The sequence below is a fragment of the Dysgonomonas termitidis genome (assembly GCF_054657735.1).
Window position 1 is genome coordinate 2,769,734 of record NZ_BAAHYD010000002.1, and the last position, 22,919, is coordinate 2,792,652.

Consider the following 22,919-nt stretch of genomic DNA (forward strand, 5'->3'; position numbering starts at 1 on the left):
GATAACTATATGTATAATTAGAATGAGTATCTGGCTGTTAATGAAATATTTTGTCCGGTTTTATATTCCTTCGTTATTTGCTCTCTCTCCTGAGTATTACCATCCTTGTCTACAAATTTTGGAAACTGTGCATACTTTGCTTTTGCAGCCAGGATATCCTTTATTCCGGCATTCAGCTCGAAATGTTTACCCAGTTTTTTAGTCACGGTCAGGTCGAGTACATTGCGGGGCATTTCATACATATCAGGTATATCATTGTTGATAGAAGTGCCTGAAGAGGTGGATATACGGCCGATTCCCACAATACGTTTACCTATAATATTATAGAGCACTGTTGCGTTCAGTCCGAGGACTTCATTCTGATAGAATATACCCGCATTTATCAGGTAGGGGGATTGTCCCTGCATCGGACGGTCGTAATTTGCTCCCGAGTTTTCTTTAAATTTCACTTTACTTTTTATCAATGAGCCATTGAATGTCAGGGAAAAATCTTTCAGTCCCATAAAGTCCAGTTTCTTTTTTATATCTACTTCTATACCGTAATTATCTGCATTATCCGCATTTTTGAATGTATAGATATAGGTTCCTCCCCCGTCAAGGTAAGTCCATTCGATAGGGTCTTTAAAACGTTTGTAGAACAGGGCTACGGAGAATATTTCCGAAGACGAAGGATAAAACTCGTATCTGATATCAAAATTGTCGATATAAGCGGGTTTCAGATCCGGATTACCCGATACGAAACTGAACAGGTCGAAATCATAATATGAAGAAGATGATATTTCCCTGAATTCCTGCCTGTTGGTAGAGCGTCCGTAAGCCACGCGTACCAGATGGTCGTCTGTAAGATTATATGAAGCATTCAACGACGGGAATATATCTGTATATGAATAATCTGTTGTCTTCGATTTGTCCCCGGAGATGGTTGTATAGCTTTTCAGCGACATCTTATTGTGCTCCAGACGGGCACCGGTGTAAATATTGAACTTGCTGAACGGGATGTTGAAACCTACATATCCTGCTGCCTGTGTATTCGTACCCGAATAATCGTTAAGCCTGTCGGTATCGTCATAAGCGTATAATTTATCTGCGCCATAATTTTCCGGAATCAGTATTCCTGAAATGGCATCTCTGTAACCGAAATCATCGGGCAGGTTTTCAGGTATCCAGCGGTATTTAAAAAACCGTGTATTGTAATTCCTGTCTCTGTATTCGCCGTATACTCCAGCTTTTACAGAAGGTTTGAAGCCATTGTCGAACGAAAAATCATGTGTATAATTTGTCGATAAAGTATAGCTATATTCATTCAGTTTATTATAGTCCCGGGTTATATCGTTCTGGTCTATTTGGTATTCTTTGTAATGGGCATCTCCGGAATATCCGTTTTCTTCCCAGTTGATAATACGCCTGTCCGGCTGGTTCTTGTTGCTGTAGGAAAAACCTGTGACCCAGTCCAGATTGTCTTTATCGGTTAGGGTATGTTTTCCGGCTAATTGTCCCGAATAGGCCAGGCGGCTACTGTAGATATATTCGGCTTTGCGCTGCCCGTAAAATCCACTTGTGTTCTGATATCCTTCGCGGTCGGTATATCTGTTCTTCCCTATCTGATTTACTATATTCCTGAATTCGAAACGATGCTTGTCGTTCGGCATATATATAAGATTAGCCAAAGCCCCTACCCTTGCGTCATTATTATACTGATTGTCCTTGTATTTAAATGTAAAATATGGTTTGTCATTATCGGAATCATATACGCCGTATCTGGAGTTTTCCATATCTGTATATGTCTTGCTTGTATTGCTATAGTTCAATGCCGCGATAAGCCCCCACATACTATTATCCTGTCCGGTATATTTACGGTTGATAACGAAACCTAAACGTTGGTCGGGTAATGGATTTTTTGTCTTTACAGACCAATCGTTATTGAATCCGTTCTTTGCCAGGTTATTTACTTGCTCTGCATTAGCATTGTCGATTCGTCCTGAATTAAAGGCACTTGACAAACTTCTCATTCCGTCGTCAAAACCAAGAAAATCGGTTCCGCTGCCTTTGCTGTATTTGAAATCCTTAAACTGAGTCTGAGTATTGATGCCGAGACCATAATTTATCTGTATTGAATTTTCACTGGGAATTCCTTTAGTCTCCACCTTGATAAAACCTCCCGAGAAATCGGCGGGCAGTTCCGGTTGCGGTGATTTTACAATCATTATGTTTTCTATCTGTGAACTGGGGATGATATCGAATGAGAAAGCACGTGTGTCCGCTTCCGAACTGGGTATTGTACTGTTATTTACCCACACATTATTATATCTTTGGGATAATCCTCTGGCTACTACAAACTTATCGTCCATGATAGAAATTCCGGGGACACGTCTTATTACTTCCGATGCATCTCTGTCCTGACTTTTCGATATTTGCTGTGAGGACACTCCGTTTACAACCGCATTGGATTTCTTTATTGAACTCAGGAGAGATACTTCCGAGTTTATACGGCCTATTGCTACTACATATACTTCACCCAGGGCATGCTCCGATTCTTTCATGGGAATGTTTACTATAGTAGGTTCGCCTCTCTTCACTTCCACATCTGTGATTTCCATTGGCTGATAGGATAAATAAGATGTTACTATGGTATATTTCCCGGGGCCAACATTGAGTTCGTAGTCACCGTTTTCATTTGTTATAACTCCTATTGTGGAGTTTTTTACAGATATGGCTACTCCGGGTAAAGTTTCCTGTGTTTTTGCATCTTTTACCGATCCCTTTATTATTGTCTGTGCCGACAGAGTGTTTGCTGATAGTAATATAAATACCGCAAAAAAAGCTTTTAATAAATAGTTACGTTGTTTAAACATATTCCTAATTTCCTTGTATATATTTTCTTTGAATTTTACAATACAAAGCACTTGTATTTTTGTTACAGAAACGCTACATAAAAAATAAGGTTGGACAAAGAAATTATTTCTTTACGGTTAAGTATTTCGTAATATTCTTAACAGCGAATACTTCCCTTTTATCATGCGAAAACGCTTATACTTCTATGGAATCTGCCTGTCTGTCGATTAGCTTTGTTTGTCACCCTTCCTCCTCCTAATTTTGAGATAGAAATAAAAATAAGAATTATGAAAAGGTCAATTCTAACAGCAACATTCATTCTTATATGCTCCGCTTTGGCTGCACAACCGCCAATGAGTGGTGGCAGGCCTCAGGGTGGCCGAGGGGGAGGCCGTCCGCCTATGATGAACGGTCAGGGACAAAACCAGGATAGTTTTATGATAATGGGGATGCCCGAAATCCCGGGCCTAACACTGGAACAACGCGAAAAACTGGGAAAGGAAATAACCAATGAACGTAAGGATATTTCCAAGTTGATGCAGGAAAAGCAGCAATTGAAAATAGATTCCGAAAATCCGGGAATGGCGGAAAAAGAAAGACAGAAACTTTTCGGGAAGATGGCTAAAATAGACGAAAAGATAAAAAAGAAAGAAGAAAGATATGACAAGAAGTATCGTTCTATCCTATCTGAAGAGCAATATGATATATTCTCCGCTAGTAAGAAGAATATAGAGTTCAGAGGGCAAGGCAGACCCGAAAGGGGCAACAGGCAACAGCCGCCTGCACAAAGACCCGATGATGGCGGAGGCCGTCCGGATATGCCGGATGAGGATATGTTTTGATAATTTCATGAATCAGATATTTTATGAACACGTATAATATTAGAAGATTGTTTGGTTTGGTAATGGTTGGTGTTCTTATACCAGCCATTGCTTTTTCACAAAAGAAATGGACTTTGCGGGATTGCATCGATTATGCACGGCAGGAAAATATTCAGGTGAAAAAATCGGACATTACAGCAGAAACTTACGATGTGGATATTTCGCAATCCAAGGCCGCATTGTTCCCTTCCCTCAGCGGAAGTGTCTCACAGCGATATACCAATTCCCAGTCGCCGGACGGAAACGGGGATTACAGGTACGAAGGTCTATTCAACGGGCAATATACCCTGAATGCGAACTGGACTGTGTACAACGGTGGAAAAAACAGGAATGATATAAAGCAGGCTCAATTGCAGAAAGAGATGCAGAACCTGAATACCCAGAATACCCGGAACAATATTGAAATAGCTATAACTCAGGCCTACCTGCAAATACTATACAGCAGGGAATCGATAAAAAACAATGAAAATATAGTCGCTTCAGATTCCGCTCAATTGGAACAGACTAAAATATTTCTTGATGCCGGTAGTATAACCCGGAGCGAATATGCGCAGGTGGAAGCGCAATACAGTGCCGATAAATATAATCTGGTGCAGGCTCAGAATTCGTTTGAGGTTTATAAGCTGCAATTAAAACAACTGCTGGAGCTTGATTATGACGAAGAAATGGATATCGATTTTCCACGGATTGCCGATCAGGACATATTATCTTTTATCCCTTCAAAATATGAAGTTTATCAGAGGGCTTTGAATATTATGCCGGAAATTGCCAGCGGCAAAACAAATATAAAACTGGCAGAACTCAACAAATCGTCTGCCAAAGCGGGCTATTTACCGACAGTATCCGTATCGGGAAGTATCGGTACAGGAAATATATTCAACAGCAGTCCCTCATTTGCGACACAGATAGGGCGTAATTTCAATCAGAGTGTGGGACTGACGGTCAGCATCCCTATATTTGATAATAAACAGAACCGGTCGAATGTAAAGAAAGCCGATTTGAATATTCAAATGGCTGAACTGGATCTTATCGATACACAAAAGACATTGCTGTCGACAATAGAAAACCTGTATCAGGATGCGGTATCTGGACAAAGTAAATACAATGCGGCAAAAGACAAACTTAATTCGGCCAAATTGAGCTATGAACTGGTGCAGGAACAATATGCGCTGGGAATGCGCAATACAGTTGAACTGACGACCGAAAAAAATAATTATGCCAATGCTTTGCAGGATTTGCTGCAAGCTAAATATACGGCGTTGGTAAGTCTCAAATTACTTAATTTTTATCAGGGACAGGAAATCGCATTATAATTATTAATTAATAGTTGACAATTAACTCTTTACAGATTATAAACAACTTGTAACTCGTTTACTCGTAACTCGTAACTAATTATGAACAAGAAATTGAAAAAATACCTGATTATTGCAGTCGTAATAGCAATTGTGGCTACAGGGATATTCTTCCTTCTGCCGTCAACAAAAGGTTCTGCGATTATACTGGACACAGCAAAGGTAGAAAAAGGTGATATCTCGATCGCTGTTACCGCGACAGGTACTATAGAACCGATCACACTTGTGGAAGTAGGTACACAGGTATCGGGTGTCATATCCAAAATATATGTGGATTTTAATTCAGAAGTAAAAGCCGGACAAGTACTGGCCGAGCTGGATAAGAGGCTGCTTGTGTCGGAACTGGAAAACGCGAATGCCAATCTACAGACAAGACAGGTTGAGCTTACATTACAAAAACAAAATTACGACCGTCAGAAAGGTCTGTGGGAAAAGCAAGCTATAAGCAAGGTAGACTGGGAAAATGCCGAATCGGCATATCAGACGGCACAGTTGGCTGTAACTTCATCGAAGGCCGCTGTACTGAAAGCACAAACCAATCTGGGATATGCAACCATCACATCTACTATCGACGGCGTAGTTATATCCCGCGCGGTAGAAGAAGGGCAAACCGTAGCCGCTTCGTTCAGCACCCCTACCCTGTTTACCATAGCTAACGACCTGACAAAGATGCGGGTGATCGCCAATGTGGACGAGGCTGATATAGGCGGTGTGAAAGAAGGACAACGTGTAACATTTACAGTGGATGCTTTCCCTGATGATGAATTTGAAGGAAAAGTGGTACAGGTAAGGCTCGAAGCTACAACAACATCGAATGTTGTTACATATGAAGTCGTTATAGACGCTCCGAATCCCGAATTGAAACTGAAACCGGGACTTACAGCCAGTGTCAATATCTATACACAGGAAGAACAAGACGTGTTGGTAGTACCATCTAAGGCTTTGCGCTTCAATCCTGAGCCCGATATAATGAAGAATTTTAAAGACCTGACGTTGGGGCAGCCTCTGCAGTTCGATCTGAAGGATAAAACAAAGAAAGTAGTTTGGGTAAAATCGGGAAATACACTTTCACCAAAACAGGTAACAGTAGGAACTACTGATGGCGTACATGTATCTGTAAAGGAAGGACTTAATCAGGGAGAAGTAGTTGTTACAGGTATTTCGCAAGAGACAAATAGCAGTATGTCCGAGCCTGAAAAAGTAAATGGCGAATCGAGCCCGTTTATGCCTCAGCGTCCGGGCGGCAACAGAAGGAGATAATGTAATGAATCAGAATAAGGAAATTATAAGAGTAGAAAATCTGAAACGCGACTATGTTGTAGGCGATGAAACGGTTCATGCCTTGCGGGGCATCAGCTTCAGCATACAGGAGGGCGAATTTGTGACCATCATGGGTACCAGCGGTTCCGGAAAATCTACCTTGTTAAATATATTGGGTTGTCTGGATACACCCACAGAGGGAGAATATTACCTTGACGGTATTTCTGTCCGCAAAATGGGAAAGAATGACAGGGCTACACTACGCAACCGTAAGATAGGATTTATATTCCAGTCTTATAATCTGCTGGCGAAGACTACAGCTGTGGAAAATGTGGAATTACCCCTTATGTACAACCCCGATGTTTCGGCAAAGGAACGCCACCAGCGTGCTATAAAGGCCTTGGAAGAAGTCGGATTGGGTGACAGGCTGAACCATAAGTCCAATCAGATGTCGGGAGGTCAGATGCAACGTGTGGCTATTGCCCGGGCACTGGTAAATGAACCCGTAATAATACTGGCTGATGAAGCTACCGGAAACCTCGATACCCGTACATCTTTCGAAATTCTTTCCGTACTGCAACGTATGCATGACGAAGAGGGACGTACAATCATATTTGTAACACACAATCCTGAAATCTCGGCATTCAGCAGTCGCAATATTGTTATTCGCGATGGTAGTATCAAGGAGGATAAGTATAATGAAAATATTCAGTTGGCAAAGGAGTTTTTAGCAAAACTGCCGAAAGAAGATAATTAATGAAATAATGAGATAATACGCCAATGTGCCAATTTGAAAGTGAAAAATATTTTTCGTTTTTCGTCCTTCACTTTTCGTTAAAAAATATTGGCACATTAGTATATTAAAAATTGGCATATTAAAGTTATGAATCTAGTAAATCTATTCAGAATAGCTCTCCGGGCGCTGAGCGGTAATAAGTTCAGGGGATTCCTTACCATGCTTGGTATTATAATCGGTGTAGCGGCCGTTATTACCATGCTTGCAATAGGACAAGGCTCGAAGAAGAGTATACAGGATCAGATATCCACGATGGGTTCGAATATGATAAATATCCGTCCCGGAACAGGTCAGTTTGGCGGAGTACGACAGAGCGCATCGAGTATGCAGACACTGAAACTCGAAGATTATGAGGCTATTGTGGAACAGGCCGAATATATTTCGGCAGCATCGCCCGAAGTACAGTCTTCGGGACAGGTGATTTACGGGGCTAACAACTCTCCTACTTCCATTTATGGTGTAAACCCGTCCTATCTCGATATCCGCAAATATACTATTGCCCAGGGCGAAATGTTTAGTGAAGGAGATGTTAAGACTTCTGCAAAAGTTTGCGTAATAGGACAGACTGTTGTAGATAATTTGTTTACAAACGGTGAAGACCCTGTTGGGCAGACGATCCGTTTCAACAAAATACCTTTTAAGGTAATAGGTGTACTTACCTCCAAAGGTGATAATACGATGGGGATGGATCAGGACGACCTGATAATCGCCCCTTATACGACAGTTCAGAAGCGTATTCTGGCCATTACTTACATTCAGTCCATATCGGCCTCTGCCGTAACAGAGGATGTGACAGAGAATGCTATAACAAGTATAGAAAACATTTTACGGCAGCGTCATAAAATAGGTGCGAATGATGAAGTTGATTTCAATGTACGTTCACAGAAAGAGCTGATTTCCATGATGAGTTCCACAACGGATATGATGACAATCCTTCTGGCATGCATTGCCGGTATATCGCTGTTGGTCGGTGGTATAGGCATTATGAATATCATGTATGTATCTGTAACTGAACGTACCCGTGAAATCGGGCTGCGTATGTCTATCGGAGCCAAAGGTGTGGATATATTGATGCAGTTCCTGATCGAAGCTATCCTGCTGAGCGTAACAGGAGGGGTTATCGGTGTGATACTCGGCGTCAGCAGTGCTTTTATGGTAAATTATCTGCTGGCATGGCCTATCAGCATCCAGGTATATACTATTGTATTGTCTTTCATTGTGTGTACTGCAACGGGAATTTTCTTCGGCTGGTATCCTGCAAAAAAAGCATCATACCTTGATCCGATCGAAGCTCTGAGATATGAATAAGGGTGAATTATCTCTAGAATTGTTTATCTATACGTTTGTGCTATAAGTACAGAGATATTTGATTTCGTTATTGGTTTTCGGAAAAAGTAACAGTAACAAAATATGAATAATGTGTTACCTTTGTTACTTTTTAACAAGCAGTAAGTTGAAAGTTATATGAGATACGAGATATAAAGTTGTTAACTGATGACTGTTCACTGATAACTGAAAAAAACGTTACGTTTGTTACTTTTTAACGAAAAACGGTTAACAAATGTGAATTCGATCTTAAGGTGTCTAAAGTTAACTTATTGTATTTTAAAATGATATAAACATGAAAAACTTTATAAAAATATTTCCACACATCATTATATGGACGATTGCATTGCTGGTTCCGATGTATTTGATTTCGCGTGAAGGGACATTCGATTATAAACCTTATTATAATTATGTTATCCGCATGGGGATATTTGCCATATTGTTTTATGCAAACTATTCTTATTTGATAGAAAAGTACTTGTTCACTAGGAAGTTCGCTCTTTACGTTATTACAAATATAGCACTTATAATCGTTCTGGTAATTCTTCAGACTTTTATATCAGAATCCATGCGACCTGATCCGCAGGTAATAGAGAGTATGGAACAAGGCATGCAGAAGAGACCTCTCCATATGGGCCGATTCCCGGAAGGCAAACATGGTGGACCACCAATTCTGATGCGTTTCGTATTCGATTATGTATCCATTATTTTTGTGATAGGGCTCGCTGTGGCAATAAAAACAACTATTCGCTGGTATCGGGATTCTATTAATTTTGAGAAGTCGAAAAGTGTTCAGTTAGAGGCCGATTTGCGTAACTTGAGAAGCCAGCTTAATCCTCACTTTCTTTTTAATACACTGAATAATATATATTCACTGATCGCCATCGATCAGAACAGGGCACAGGATGCCGTCCATAGGCTCAGTAATCTTTTACGATATGTGATGTACGATAATGATGAGAAATTTGTTCCTTTGGATAAGGAATTGACGTTTACTCAGAATTATATTGATTTAATGAAGCTCCGTCTTAGTGCTAACGTGAAACTGAATGTGCTGATAGACGGCAAAAGCAGCCATGATATGATTGCGTCATTAATGTTTATCACCCTGATAGAGAATGCTTTTAAACATGGGATAAATAATGGTGAAGAAAGTTTTATCGATGTTAGTATTTTGGTAGATCCGGGAAAAGGAGTGCTTTGCACGGTGGAGAACAGCCTTGTGGAAAGAGAAGAAAAAATGAATATGGAAGAGCATAATTCCGGTATTGGTTTAACTAACCTGTCCAAAAGGCTCGATCTTTTATATCCTAACAGGCATGAATTTATCGCAGAGAGACGGACAAATAGTTTCTTTACTTTATTAAGGATCGATTTTGGAAAAGAAAATAATGTGTTATGAAACTGAGATGTGTAATAATAGACGATGAGCCTCTAGCAATAGATTTGTTGAAGACATACGTTGTTAAAACTCCTTTTTTAGAATTGACCGGGACTTTCAACAATGCTTTGTCTGCTATGGATACCATAAGCAATGGGAATGTGGATGTATTGTTTTTGGATATAAACATGCCTCAGATAACAGGACTGGAATTTTCCAAGACCCTCCCTCCTACTACAAAGATTATATTTACAACTGCGTATGACCAGTATGCTGTGGACGGTTTCCGGCTAAATGCACTGGACTATCTATTGAAACCAATTAATTATACAGAGTTTCTTCAGGCAGCGAATAAAGCATTGGAATGGTTTAAGTTGACAGCCGCTTCGTCAAATGATAGTTCTACATCCACTGCGACGAGTATATTCGTGAAATCGGGCTACAGGATGGAAAAAATAGAATTTGATGATATTCTCTATATAGAAAATCAGAAGGATTATGTAAAGTTCCATCTGGAAAATCAGAAGGAGCCGGTTAGTTCGTTGATGAGTATGCAATCACTGGAGGAGAAGCTTCCCGAAAAGCAGTTTATGCGGGTGCATCGCTCTTTCATTGTTAATCTGGATAAGATAAAAACGATAGAAAGAAACTGTGTTGTGTTCGGAAAGGAATATATTCCTGTGTCCGAATCATATAAGGTAAAATTCATGGATTTCCTCAACAAGCATTTCTTTTAATGATGCAGATTTATCGCAAAAAAGGCTGATATTTATTTTGGAATTAGAAAAAAGTACATATCTTTGCATCGCTTTTTAGGAAAAGCACAGTGTTAGGATAAACACTGGAGAGATGGCAGAGTGGTCGATTGCGGCGGTCTTGAAAACCGTTGAACTGCGAGGTTCCGGGGGTTCGAATCCCTCTCTCTCCGCGGAAAGGCTAAGACAAAAGAAGTCAAAAGCAAGGAAAGTCCTACAAATCAGTGATTTGTGGGACTTTTTCGTTTATCCCCATTTCATATAGAAGCCATAAAAAAGCCATTTTTTGACATAGCTGCGTAACCTATTCGTAACCTATTGTCAGAAAATCAAAACAGGTTACGATTTGTCTGATTTGGGCAGTTTGAAGTCCATTTTTGGAAGTCTGTATTTATCTCATTATTTGATTGTTGAATGTATTTTTTAAATTAAATTTTGAGTTATGAAAAAGACCACATTCAGTATCCTTTTTTATGGAAAAAAGAATGGATTAAAGGCAAACGGTAAGATGCCGGTTATGGGACGAATTACCGTGAATGGAAAATCGATCCAGTTTGGAACAAAGGTTGATGTTGATCCTAAATTATGGAATGTAACGGCAAGTAAGCTTGTCGGGAAAACACAGGAAGTCATTAACTCAAACTCAGTGCTTGATAGTATCAAAGCAACGATGACTAAGATTTACAGAGAACTACTTGAAAGAGAAGTTTCTGTCAGTCCTGAACGTATTAAAAACATCTTCTTTGGTGTTGAGATCCAACAACAGATGCTGCTTGATCTTTTTAGGAAGCATAATGAAGATGTTGAGAAACTGATCGGCATAAATAAAAGTAAGGCTACTTACCAAAAGTACGAAGTTACCAGAAAACATCTAACTTCTTTCATCAAAGAAAAATACAATCGATCGGATGTTGCCTTAAAAGAAATCGACTTTATTTTTATAACTGATTTTGAAGTTTACCTCTTGACCACAGCTGGTTGTAATCCGAATACAACAGCCAAATTTATGCAGTTTTTCAAACGGATTGTTATTATAGCCAAGAATAATGGCTGGTTAAAGAGTGACCCATTTATAAATTATAAGATCCGGATTAAGAAAGTCGACCGAGGTTATTTAACACAAAACGAAATAGAATCTATCATCAACAAGAAGATAACGATAAAGCGCCTGGATCAGATTCGGGACATTTTTATTTTCTCCTGTTTTTGCGGATTGGCTTACATCGATGTGAAAAATTTGCGAAAAGAAAATATTCGTATATCATTTGATGACAAACTCTGGCTAATAGGAAAAAGAGAGAAAACAGGAGTGTCTTTTACTATTCCTTTACTTGATATTCCTCAAAGGATACTGGATAAATATGAGGGAGCATTATCGGATGATCGTGTACTTCCGGTTCCAAGTAATCAAAAGGTAAATGCGTATTTGAAGGAAATCGGTTCTTTATGCGGAATTGATAAAGAATTGAGCTTCCATATAGCAAGATACAGAGAGTCCCTTAATCAAGTGTATTTCAGTGTGTTACAAAGTTGACGTTGCCGATAGGTAACGATTTAGAAACCAGCTATCATTATTCGCTGATTAGCTTCGTTTTCAACAATACATTAAGAGCGACTTAATGGATACAAAGGTACGAAAACTACCGGATATATTGTATCTTATTTGTCAAAACTTTCCTATTAAAAATCTGTAACCACAAATAGTTCAGGATCAATTCCAGCAATAATTTGACTGGAATCACTATCTTTGCATCAGAATTTAGAATTTTAACGGATGAATTTCCGTTTAGATATAACATAACGTTCGCTGAACGTCTCATTGCGAAAACTGGTAACTTTCAATTAGAAGAGACAAAGCGCATGTTCATGCTATACAAACGTATAGCGTGGGCTGCTTGTTTCTTCTAAGGGCATACCAGTGCCTCGCAATGGAACAATGCGTGTCCACGCTTCTTTTTTGAGGTACAGCGAGCAATGGTATGAACAATTAAATTTTTGAAACATGAAAAAGATTATCCTTTACATTGCTGCATCGCTCGATCAACGTATTGCAGAGCCGGATGGCGGATTAGAATGGCTTACTGGATTTCCAAATTCCGAAAAGACAGATTATGGCTACAAAGAGCTATTAGCATCGATCGATACCGTTATTATGGGCGGACGTACTTATCGAGAAATATTGAATATGGATGTAATTTGGCCGTATTCAGAACAAATAGCTTATGTTATTTCCCACCACAAATGGGAAGCAAAGGAAAATATGCATTTCATCACAGAAAATATTATTGAGACGATTTCCGAACTACGTAATCAGGAAGGGAAAGACATTTGGTTAGTCGGAGGTGGTGAATTGACTTCGGCACTACTTACTGCTAAATTAATTGATGAAATACAGATATGTTATTTTCCTATAATTTTAGGGAAAGGTATCCCTTTATTTCCAAGTAATCACATAGAGTCTACATGGAAATATATAGGAAGCACGGCCTACAATTCAGGTGTTCTAAAGGTGGATTATATAATAAATAAGACTTGTTGATGTTAATTTGATTCATTTTTACACCGATTCATTTATCAGGTTGAGGTAACTTTGCAGAAAATATAAATATATTAAAATGATACAGTTAAGGAATGTAAACACAGCTACACCCGAAGAAATACAAAAATTAGCAAATAATCATGCAATCGCTGTAAATCTACGGGATGCTTTTCCATATCCTTATACGGTTGAAGATGCTGTTACTTATCTTGAATTAGCCGCAAATGGCGTATTAGGACACGTTTTTGGTATATATGACAATGATACGTTCGTCGGCTGTTGCAGCCTGATTCCGCAAAATGATGTATATCGTATTAATGCAGAAATAGGATATTGGATTGGAGAGCCTTATTGGGGCAGAGGATATGCGACCGATGTAGTAAGGCAATGCTTAAAATTTGCCTTTGAGGAACTTAATTTGTTGCGGGTTTATGCGAATATTTGCGAGTACAATATAGGCTCAATGAAAGTTTTGGAAAAAGTAGGCTTTGAAAAAGAGGCCATTATTAAGTCCTCGATAATGAAAGAAGGCAAAATATTTGACGAACATTTATATAGTATTAGGAAGCAATGAAAAAAGACATAGGCGCTCATATTATCAGCAAATTGGATTTGCAGGATATAGACAAAATACTTGCCGACGAATTAAGTGGGTCAGAGTTAAACACGGTTTTACTGGATGTTTTTAACAGGCGTGTTCAGCAGGAAACACCCTCGTCTTTATTACAGAAATACGAGAGCAACAAACTTGTTAAACCCGCCCCGTTAGAAGATGTTTTGGACTACAAAGAAAATGAATTGCGGACTTATAAATTAATAGCAAGCAAAGGATTTAAACCCGTAGAACTTTCCCCTGTTGCACAGCTTGGGACAAGTAGTGTTATAGCAACGGTAGATCAAAAGAAAGTCCTTACCGCTTTGAGAAATACGGAAGTACAGGCCGACCCAACTAACGCAATAGCATTACATTATGCGGCATTAAAGAAAAAAGGAGAATTAGATAACAAAACCTACAATTACAGTAACATTTCACGGGTAATAAGGACACAAGTTTTTGATAATCCTAATTTCACGCCTCATTTTATTGTTCTTGCTTTGATTTCATGCGGTAGAGATACTGGTAGTTTCACTTTTGAAAAAGAAGAACTATTAAAACATCTGACTACATCGTATGAAATATGTAAAAGTTTCGGAGTGGATAAAATATATTATGAGATTATTCCGTGCAAAGGCTATGACTGTCAAAGCCCGCTTATAACGGAAACAATATCGTATGTCCGGGAAAAAAGTAGTCTTGAAGTTGCGGCTGTTAAGCCACAACATGATAATAACTATTATCAAGGTTTCAGGATAAAACAGCAAATAGTGATTGGCGGCAATACTATTGAAATTGCTGACGGTGGGCTACTTGACTGGACGCAACAGCTTCTAACTAACAAAAAGGAGCGAATGATGACATTTGGTCTTGGCATTCAGGTATTATATCATTTGACTAAATAAACATGGTAAAGGGTAAAGTCATATTTGAAGATGAGGAAAAAGTAGCGATTAAATATCCCTGCTTTGAATTAAAGGATGTTGTAGAGTATTATTTTGAAATATGTACTCCTAACAACTCTATAACTCCGCTTTCACTTGTGGCTTTGCCTAATGCTAATATATCAGTTTCAATTTTTCTATCTGATAGTAGCCAAACATTTAAAGTACACCGTGAATATGGTATAATTGAAACAACAGGCAACAGAATTTCTGGCAGTTTAACGGAAGCAATCGCTATAATATATGCTCCCGGAACGCATGAGTTTGCTATAAAATTTAAGCCTGGAGTTTTACTCTTATTTCGCTGGCGAGATTCAGTTACTTGTCGATAGCCATTTACCCCTGCAAAAATACATTAAGCAGGAGGTTATAGATCAATTAAAACTAAAAAAATCCTTTGATGAACGTGTCCGTTTTGCGGAAGAATTTATTTTAGATTGCTTGAAAAACTTTGATGCAGACCATAAACTTAAAATCGTATCAAAAGCAATTTATTATATTAATAATAATTGTGAATATAAAGCGAATGTAGTAAGTAAACAGGTTGGCGTTTCAACTGCCACACTTAACAGATATTTTAGAGAAGTTTTAGGGATATCTCCCAAGCAGTGCTTTAGAGCCTTACGTTTTAAGGTTGCATTAAGAAGTTATCGTTCTAAAAGTGGTTATGATTTGTATGAGGAATTAGGCTATACCGATTTTTCTCATTTTGTGAAAGAAGCCAAAGATTTGACACATAAAAACCCGTCAGAATTATAGAGATAAAAATATTTGAGTTAAAAGGTAAAACAAGTGTATGCTTCAATTTACTTCCCGTCTAAAAAAGAAATAGATGCAAAGATTGAGCAAATAGAACGCTCGGAAATCAGCATGATTACAAAGTCTTTGGAGGCTTCCTATATCCTTACCGAAGCATTCAATCAACTGAAAGCATTTATTCTGTCATACAAATTCAAAGACGAGGAAGAAGAAATATTCTTTTTTAAAGATGCAAAGCCCAGATTTTGTTCCCGTTTGATATACTATCGAAAGGTTTACAACATTGAAATGAACCGCCCTACCGGTAGTGACAAACAAAGGGAATACCTAAGTGAAATACTAAATGATATAAACAGGTATAACTGCAAGCGGCTCGATTTTATACGTTACTACCGTTCAAGTTCATCTCATTTGGATTCACTCTATTTTCTGCGCGGTCAAACAAATGCAGAACAATATTTGGAAACATTTCGCCACGAATTTGACCAGAATTTTTCCACCAACTGCGATTTTAAGGTCGCAAAAATTTTAGCGAATGATATGCTTTCCGCTTATTTAATGGATGAAATAGAGCTACTAACAGACAATGGGATTAAAATTTTCACCAACGGTTTTCCTGCCAGCAAAATAACATGGCTGGGAAGTAAAGCGGAATTGCAGGAACAAATTTTCTCATGGGATAGTGCAGGAACATTCGGGAAAGTACCACTCACACAACTATTCGACTATATTCAAAATGTATTCAACATTCAGTTAGACCGCAACCTGTCGCGAAGTTTCGATGACCTGAAAATACGAAATAGCCCGACACCATTTCTTGATAAACTAAAAAACGCTCTATTGCGGCGTATGGGAAGAAAGTAGCTAATACCGATGTCGGTATTTTCTGTAAAACACCCGATTTTGATGCTAATTTAGGTCAAAATCGGGTGTTTTGGCTTATAAACCACATTATACCGACCTTTTCCGATTTTTTTCTTGTCGCTTTTCAGAGAAAAATGCGTTTGTAATGCACTGTAAATAAATAATTTGGGAAAAACTTTCAAAAAAAGTCATACCAACCTCGTTAGCGACTATCAGAAATCCCCCGAACTTTGCAGTGAATCAATAAGATACGAAGCATAATGGAAGATGATAATATAAGAGATTTCATGCAAGAATGGTTAGAGCAATTCATGGGACGTTTCGACCGATTGGATAAATTCATGGATATAATGAGCGGACGGCATAATGTATTGAACGGCGAACGGCTTTTGGATAATCAGGACTTGTGCCAACTGCTGAATGTAAGTAAACGGACACTGCAACGCTACCGCTCTGCGGGAGAACTGACCTATATAACCATCCACCATAAAATATTTTATACGGAAAAAAACGTAGAAAAATTCATACGCGACCATTTTACTGATGGCGACAATAACAGTGAAACAGAACTTGAACCATCCGGTTAATTTTTCATTTTTTTGATTATTTGATGTTTAGAACCCTGTACTGTCGTGAATTACTGATTTACAGCGTGGAATGGTAGATTTCAAACAAGAAGCCTTATTTTTACAGAATATAGGATGCGCCTCAGCAATTCAAATAAATTTGATCGCTTTCGGCTTTTTATATATTTGTTATACATAAAATCAGAAATTATGAGCGAAATATTGAATTTTGATACGATACACGATTATAACACCTTTCTGGGAATAGAAACGCTGCACCCTTTGGTAAGTTCTATCGACTTTTCCACAGTCACAAAAGAATTTCATCATATCCGTAAAAGATATGGTTTCTATTTTATTTTCCTGAAAGATGTAAAATGCGGCGATTTGATTTATGGCCGCCATACATACGACTATCAGGAAGGAACGCTTGTGTTTATTGCTCCGGGACAAGTGGCCGGAAAAGATGATACGGGCGAAACTTTCAAAATGCAGGGCTGGGGGTTGTGTTTTCATCCCGATTTGCTTCGGGGTACACTGCTCGGACAGAAAATGAATGATTATTCGTTTTTCTCTTACGAATCGAATGAATCGTTGCATATGTCGGAACGTGAACGGCAGATTATCATAAATTGTTTTCAGGAAATAAAAGACGAATTGAGTCATTCTGTTGATAAACACAGTAAAGCCATCATTACGGCGAATATTGAGGTTTTTCTTAATCATTGCCTGCGCTTTTATGACCGCCAATTCATTACCCGTGAAAATATAAATAAAGATGTATTGTCCCGGTTCGAGGAACTGCTTAACGGTTACTTTGAATCGGATAAACCGCAAACAATCGGTTTACCTTCGGTGCAGTATTTTGCAGATGAACTTCATTTGTCAGCCAATTATTTCGGGGATTTAATCAAAAAAGAAACAGGTAAATCGGCTCAGGAGTATATCCAGATAAAGGTTATTGAAAAGGCAAAGGATAAACTGTACCACCCGGATAAGTCGGTAAATGAAATTGCTTATGAATTAGGGTTTAAATATCCGCATCATTTCAGCCGGATGTTTAAGAAGATTGTGGGTAGTTCGCCAAGTGATTATCGGTTGATGAATTAATAAAAACGAGAGAATCCGTAAAAATTCTCTCGTTATATATCGTATGTTTATATCCACTCTATTTCAAATATTCCTTAAAGAAAGATTCCAGTTTGTCAAATGGTATAATATCCATACGGTCATATAAATCCACATGAGTAGCATTGGGAATAATCATCAGTTCCTTATTATCGCCTTTTAACTTTTTGAAAGCATCTTCACTGAAATAGCGGGAATGTGCTTTTTCACCGTGAATAATGAGTACTGCATTGCGGATTTCGTCGGCATAGGCAAGTTGCGGCATATTGATAAACGAAAGAGACGATGTTATATTCCAACCACCATTCGAATTGAGTGAACGCTCGTGATAGCCTCGTTCAGTTTTGTAGTAACTGTGGTAATCTTTCACGAACCAAGGAGCATCGTCCGGTAACGGATCAATAACGCCTCCGGCAAGTGTATATGTGCCGTTTTTTGAGTCGATTGTGCGCTGGGTATTCAGTTGCTCACGGAGTTTATAACGTGCGTCCGCATCCATAGAATCAAAATAACCATTGGCATTTACACGGCTCATATCATACATGGTAGATGTGGCAGTTGCTTTAATCCGGGTGTCCATAGCGGCTGCGTTGATAGCCAGACCACTCCAGCCACAAATACCGATGATTCCGATCCGTTCAGGGTCTACATCATCACGTGTGGAAAGGAAATCGACGGCAGCACTGAAATCCTCCGTATTAATGTCGGGTGAAGCTACATAGCGGGGTTCACCGCCACTATCACCTGTATATGAGGGGTCAAAAGCAATAGTCAGGAAACCACGTTCGGCCATTGTCTGTGCATAGAGTCCCGATGATTGTTCTTTTACTGCGCCGAAAGGTCCACTCACGGCAATAGCTGCCAATTTTCCGGTTGGATTTTTAGGTATATACATATCGGCAGCAAGGGTGATACCGTAGCGGTTGCGGAAGGTTACTTTGCGATGATCGACTTTATCGCTTTTGGGAAATACTTTGTCCCATTCAGGTATTAATTTTGACTTTTTCATATTTTTATCGTTTGCTTGATTATTTTCGGTTAATACGGTTGTTCCGTTTGTTGCTTCTGCTGTGATTGTTCCTATTACGAGCAAAGCCATGAGTATTATTTTCTTCATTTTCTGTAACTATTTATCTGTTATATATGATTCTTTTTTTATTCCATTTCAAAAATTACGGTGATATTTTCCGAACCTGATGCGGAGGCTAAGCCTGTTGTATCATCTACTTTTCCCAATCGGGTATAGCTGTACGATGTAGAAAAACTTTTGTAGAACAATACCAATGTTTGCGAGCCGTACAGCATTAAATCGCCGTTTTGTATCGTTTTCGGATTAATAGGATTGGTGGGTAAGCTGTTTGGCAGGCTATAATACTTTTCATTATTGTTTAACTCGGACATTGTGATTGTTATGGGTAACAGTTTCTTGAAAGCGGTCGCCGTTGCATTACTTTCAAGGGTAGCGGTAAATGCGGTTGAGCCTATCGTTATTTTCATTTTCATATTCTCTTGCGGATTTTCGTTTTCATTATCGTTGCCCGTGTTCTCCGGTTGCTGAAGTGGTTCGGGACTTCTTATCTCATCGGTATCACAGGCTGAAAGTCCTGTTATTACCATCAAAGAGGAAATTATTATTATAAGCTTTTTCATAATTGTTCTGTTTAAATTGTATTGATGATTTTAGCAGGAATACCGCCGACAATCACATTATCGGGAACATCTTTAGATACAACTGCTCCTGCGGCTACAATAGCGTTTTCTCCGATTATTACCCCTTGCAGAATGGTTGCTCCTGCGCCAATCCAAGCGTTATTCTTGATATGAATGGATTTGGGTTTGAGTGAATGCCGTTCTTCCGGCCCAACGGGATGCCCTTCGGATAATATGCTGACGTTGGGACCTATCAGTACGTTGTCTTCGATGGTGATGCCGCCCAAGTCCAGCAAAGTGCAGTTGAAATTGATAAATACATTTTTACCTATTGTGGTATGCTTTCCGTAATTGATATACAAAGGGGTAAATACGGCAACGCTTTCGTGAATTCCGCTGTCTGTAATTAGGCTTAACAGATTCCTTATTTCTGCCGGATCAGCAGAATTGTTCATTTGCGTCAGCAACATTTTAGTACGGTATGAAGCTTCTCGCATTTTATATCGCTGAGGATCGTCGGACAAGATAGTTTCTCCGTCTCTAAGCCGTTCAAAAATATCTACTTTATCCATCTCTGTATTTTTTGATACAAAGTTCAGGATTTATCGGCTTTACCTGTTAACGATATTCAAACCAATAATTAAGAAATTCAAACCATTGATTCGCGGAGTGACTTCGGATTAGTGCCTGTTTGCTTTTTAAAGAAGTTGTTGAAGTAGGTAGGATATTCAAAACCGAGAGCATAAGCGATTTCCGCAATATTCCAATCCGTATGCAGCAAGAGGGCTTTTGCTTCGGCAATAATGCGTTCGGTGATATGTGAAGTTGTTGATTTTCCTGTAATTTCCTTCACTGCCCGATTCAGGTAATTGGTGTGAACATTGAGATAGCGTGCGTAATTCTGTGCCGTTTTCAGTTGCAAAGGATGGTCGGAGGTTTCGATGGGGAATTGTCTTTCTAACAGTTCAAGAAATACGGAGGTAATTCTTGCGGTTGCTTTTTTTGCCTGATGATAATGTTCTGAGGGTTGCAATTTCAATGCTTCATGAATAATCAGGCTGATATAGTTTCGGATAAGTTCATCTTTAAAGGTATAATCGTTTTCCTGCTCTTCAATCATTTTTTGAAAAAGAGTATTGAGGAACAATCTTTGTTCTTCGGATATTTCTAAAACAGGTGTTCCGTCAATTTTAAAGAATGGTGATTGAAGCAAGCTCTCCGAACGATCGGATTGTTTTAAAAAGTCTTCAGAGAAAAGACAAGTATAACCAATATATGTTCTTGATATTGTTTCCCATGAATAAGGAATATGTGGATTGCCAAAAAACAGAATTGTACCTTCCTGCTCAAAGCTCCTGTCGGCATAGTGAATGATGCTTTTACCGGTAGTAAGACAAATCTTATAGAATTCTTTACGACTGTAAGTGCGCGTGGCATTACTGTCGTCTTCAATTTGAAATGCCTTGAACCCTTTTAGCTTGAGTTCAGTATTAAATTCGGATATTGAACGTTCTTTCTTCATAATACAAAGATAAGAAATTCAAATCTATTAATTCATTTTCCGTTTTTTTCGAAAGGGAGATGAATCCTATTCGTCGTATCACACATTCTATAAGTCGGCAGTATCGGATTGTCTCACGATTCCTTATACTCTGTTGCCAGCTCTGTTATCTTTTCAAAGGTATGGATAAGTAAAAGTTCCTATGCTGTACCATTCGGCTTTAGCTTTGATTATCCCCATAATGGGTGTTTTGTCATCGGGGTTGAGGTTGTTTTTAGGTAAAACTTAAAATTATCCAACGTTATTCAAATTTACGCAAATGATTGAATAAGTGACGAAGGCAGGATGTTTATTACACTCTGCTCTTACTTTGCCCATATCGGCAGGTGGCAACAAGCCTTTGGTTTATTCTTTTACCATTGTGTAAATTCCACCTTTTTCAATAGCTTTCCATCCTTGATTTATTTGAATCTTATAATCGTCTCCTTCAACAATGTTTTCTGCTATCCTTTTCGGGGGAAGAAGATAGAATGCAGACCAATTATTTAGGCGAACAATGCCTTTTTTAACGTTGATTTGCCCCCATTCCCCTGTAAGTGTCATATTTCGTAATAATACAGCATCACCTATTGTAATTACCCGGTCATGAGGATTATAGGTGAAATTAATTTTGCTATTTGTAATCAATAATTTTCTTGTGCCAGGTTTAAGTAATTCTTCAAATTGAGCAATATCTCCAAAGGATTTTAGTTCCTCTTTTTCTTCAGATAAAATCTTGTCATAATTATATTTGTCAAGTAGTTTTTCCAGATAAACATCATCAATTACAAAAGCATGTTGCGGACTTGTCTTTTTTATCAAATAAATCATACCATAGCCTAAATCCTTATCACGTTTCCATTCAGGGTATAACTCATCCAATATATCAGCATAAGCGGAGCCTGTAAAGTAACCGAACGCATTCGCATACCCTTTTGAAATATCATAGTTTAAGCGGCTTTTGACATATTCCCGCATATTGGTAGTAGATAGCTTCACTCCGGTATATTCTGCCAATCCTTCATTTAATTCATATAAATCCTCATTGTTATTTGGATATAGGCTTTGACGATAGGCCCGAATATATAACGCATCATATAGGCTTTGAGCGTCACCATCCAATGCCCTTTGAAGATTTCCCATCTCAATTTGAAGTAATGCCCTACCCTCTGCTTCATCCATATGATAGTTTGCAGATAATTGATTCTCTATACCCAAGCTGTTTTGATGTAAATGGAATATTTCGTGAGTTAATAAATTTACCCGCTGTTCGCATGGAGTATTCATTAGGGTTGCATGAATAATGGTAATATATTTTTTACCATCATATTCAAAGAAACTATTGGCTAAGGGGACTTTGTTATCCCATTGCTCTTCTTTGACGGTTTGCATCACGCCATTTTCAATGGCCGTAAAAAACATCTTATTGTTGAAGTGGTCGATGATTATAACGGGTGCATTCAGCGAAATACCCCATAATTCTTTCGACTCCGGCCTATTCAGTATTTCGGCTGTTTGTTGTAAGCTTTCTTCCATTGTTTCTCCGCAAGAGGATTGCTGCCCATAAGCGTTATAAGCCAATAATTGCAGAAATAATACAGTAAGCAGTACATTCAAATTCTTCATATTTCTTTGTTTTAAATTTCTTATTCGCAAAAATACATACCGGTATTCTCCTATTTTCATATAATTATTATTGAAGCATTACCGAATTATTATTAATTTATTACGCTGTCAGGGTTTTGCCTGAT

The 22,919-nt window shown here is 38.6% G+C and carries 22 protein-coding genes and 1 tRNA gene; 17 read left to right on the top strand and 6 right to left on the bottom strand.

Annotated features, from left to right (window positions below; all coding sequences use genetic code 11):
• Positions 1 to 17: 17 nt before the first annotated feature.
• Positions 18 to 2,852, bottom strand: coding sequence for a TonB-dependent receptor (locus tag ACYQ3L_RS15605; RefSeq protein ID WP_380001379.1), 2,835 nt, complete (start codon positions 2,850 to 2,852; stop codon positions 18 to 20).
• A 267-nt stretch (positions 2,853 to 3,119) separates the two neighbouring features.
• Here ACYQ3L_RS15605 and ACYQ3L_RS15610 point away from each other — a divergent pair, with 267 nt between their 5' ends.
• From ACYQ3L_RS15610 to ACYQ3L_RS15690, 17 genes are all read left to right on the top strand, one after another.
• Positions 3,120 to 3,674, top strand: coding sequence for a hypothetical protein (locus ACYQ3L_RS15610; RefSeq protein ID WP_380001377.1), 555 nt, complete (start codon positions 3,120 to 3,122; stop codon positions 3,672 to 3,674).
• 23 nt (positions 3,675 to 3,697) lie between these two features.
• Entirely contained in the window at positions 3,698 to 5,026 is a 1,329-nt protein-coding gene (locus ACYQ3L_RS15615; RefSeq protein WP_380001375.1) for a TolC family protein, read from the top strand.
• A gap of 81 nt (positions 5,027 to 5,107) precedes the next feature.
• Entirely contained in the window at positions 5,108 to 6,325 is a 1,218-nt protein-coding gene (locus ACYQ3L_RS15620) for an efflux RND transporter periplasmic adaptor subunit (RefSeq protein WP_380001373.1), read from the top strand.
• Positions 6,326 to 6,329: 4 nt separating this feature from the next.
• Positions 6,330 to 7,082, top strand: coding sequence for an ABC transporter ATP-binding protein (locus tag ACYQ3L_RS15625; protein ID WP_380001371.1), 753 nt, complete (start codon positions 6,330 to 6,332; stop codon positions 7,080 to 7,082).
• Positions 7,083 to 7,208: 126 nt separating this feature from the next.
• Complete coding sequence (locus ACYQ3L_RS15630; protein WP_380001369.1) at positions 7,209 to 8,429, top strand: ABC transporter permease; 1,221 nt, start codon at positions 7,209 to 7,211, stop codon at positions 8,427 to 8,429.
• A 313-nt stretch (positions 8,430 to 8,742) separates the two neighbouring features.
• The gene (locus ACYQ3L_RS15635; protein ID WP_380001367.1) at positions 8,743 to 9,849 is read left to right on the top strand and encodes a sensor histidine kinase; all 1,107 of its coding nucleotides are present in this window, start codon (positions 8,743 to 8,745) and stop codon (positions 9,847 to 9,849) included.
• Positions 9,846 to 10,565 (top strand): LytR/AlgR family response regulator transcription factor, encoded by a 720-nt coding sequence (locus ACYQ3L_RS15640; RefSeq protein ID WP_380001365.1) that lies wholly within the window; start codon positions 9,846 to 9,848, stop codon positions 10,563 to 10,565. The genes ACYQ3L_RS15635 and ACYQ3L_RS15640 overlap by 4 nt, the downstream gene beginning before the upstream one ends.
• 106 nt (positions 10,566 to 10,671) lie before the next feature.
• Positions 10,672 to 10,756 (top strand) — tRNA-Ser (locus ACYQ3L_RS15645).
• A 269-nt stretch (positions 10,757 to 11,025) separates the two neighbouring features.
• Positions 11,026 to 12,117 carry a site-specific integrase gene (locus tag ACYQ3L_RS15650; RefSeq protein ID WP_380001363.1) on the top strand — a complete coding sequence of 364 codons (1,092 nt, stop codon included), beginning with the start codon at positions 11,026 to 11,028 and terminating at the stop codon, positions 12,115 to 12,117.
• A 468-nt stretch (positions 12,118 to 12,585) separates the two neighbouring features.
• On the top strand, positions 12,586 to 13,122 hold the full coding sequence (locus tag ACYQ3L_RS15655; protein WP_380001361.1) for a dihydrofolate reductase family protein: 537 nt from the start codon (positions 12,586 to 12,588) through the stop codon (positions 13,120 to 13,122).
• A gap of 76 nt (positions 13,123 to 13,198) precedes the next feature.
• The gene (locus ACYQ3L_RS15660; RefSeq protein WP_380001359.1) at positions 13,199 to 13,696 is read left to right on the top strand and encodes a GNAT family N-acetyltransferase; all 498 of its coding nucleotides are present in this window, start codon (positions 13,199 to 13,201) and stop codon (positions 13,694 to 13,696) included.
• A complete protein-coding gene (locus tag ACYQ3L_RS15665) occupies positions 13,693 to 14,622 on the top strand; it encodes a hypothetical protein (RefSeq protein WP_380001357.1) in 930 nt (309 codons plus the stop codon). The genes ACYQ3L_RS15660 and ACYQ3L_RS15665 overlap by 4 nt, the downstream gene beginning before the upstream one ends.
• A 2-nt stretch (positions 14,623 to 14,624) precedes the next feature.
• Complete coding sequence (locus tag ACYQ3L_RS15670; RefSeq protein WP_380001355.1) at positions 14,625 to 14,993, top strand: hypothetical protein; 369 nt, start codon at positions 14,625 to 14,627, stop codon at positions 14,991 to 14,993.
• Between the two features lie 109 nt (positions 14,994 to 15,102).
• Complete coding sequence (locus ACYQ3L_RS15675; protein ID WP_380001353.1) at positions 15,103 to 15,420, top strand: helix-turn-helix domain-containing protein; 318 nt, start codon at positions 15,103 to 15,105, stop codon at positions 15,418 to 15,420.
• Between the two features lie 33 nt (positions 15,421 to 15,453).
• Complete coding sequence (locus ACYQ3L_RS15680; RefSeq protein ID WP_380001351.1) at positions 15,454 to 16,284, top strand: RteC domain-containing protein; 831 nt, start codon at positions 15,454 to 15,456, stop codon at positions 16,282 to 16,284.
• Positions 16,285 to 16,544: 260 nt separating this feature from the next.
• Positions 16,545 to 16,871, top strand: coding sequence for a helix-turn-helix domain-containing protein (locus ACYQ3L_RS15685; protein WP_380001349.1), 327 nt, complete (start codon positions 16,545 to 16,547; stop codon positions 16,869 to 16,871).
• 189 nt (positions 16,872 to 17,060) lie between these two features.
• Positions 17,061 to 17,960, top strand: coding sequence for a helix-turn-helix domain-containing protein (locus ACYQ3L_RS15690; protein WP_380001347.1), 900 nt, complete (start codon positions 17,061 to 17,063; stop codon positions 17,958 to 17,960).
• A gap of 58 nt (positions 17,961 to 18,018) precedes the next feature.
• Here the strand turns inward: ACYQ3L_RS15690 and ACYQ3L_RS15695 are convergent, their stop codons facing one another.
• From ACYQ3L_RS15695 to ACYQ3L_RS15715, 5 genes are all read right to left on the bottom strand, one after another.
• Positions 18,019 to 18,987 (bottom strand): alpha/beta hydrolase, encoded by a 969-nt coding sequence (locus ACYQ3L_RS15695; protein ID WP_380001421.1) that lies wholly within the window; start codon positions 18,985 to 18,987, stop codon positions 18,019 to 18,021.
• A gap of 146 nt (positions 18,988 to 19,133) precedes the next feature.
• Positions 19,134 to 19,628 carry a cyclophilin-like fold protein gene (locus ACYQ3L_RS15700; RefSeq protein ID WP_380001345.1) on the bottom strand — a complete coding sequence of 165 codons (495 nt, stop codon included), beginning with the start codon at positions 19,626 to 19,628 and terminating at the stop codon, positions 19,134 to 19,136.
• A gap of 11 nt (positions 19,629 to 19,639) precedes the next feature.
• The gene (locus tag ACYQ3L_RS15705) at positions 19,640 to 20,200 is read right to left on the bottom strand and encodes a sugar O-acetyltransferase (RefSeq protein ID WP_380001343.1); all 561 of its coding nucleotides are present in this window, start codon (positions 20,198 to 20,200) and stop codon (positions 19,640 to 19,642) included.
• Positions 20,201 to 20,277: 77 nt separating this feature from the next.
• Positions 20,278 to 21,150, bottom strand: coding sequence for a helix-turn-helix domain-containing protein (locus ACYQ3L_RS15710; protein ID WP_380001341.1), 873 nt, complete (start codon positions 21,148 to 21,150; stop codon positions 20,278 to 20,280).
• 384 nt (positions 21,151 to 21,534) lie between these two features.
• Positions 21,535 to 22,794, bottom strand: a complete 1,260-nt coding sequence (locus ACYQ3L_RS15715) for a hypothetical protein (RefSeq protein WP_459952441.1) — start codon at positions 22,792 to 22,794, stop codon at positions 21,535 to 21,537.
• Positions 22,795 to 22,919: the final 125 nt, after the last annotated feature.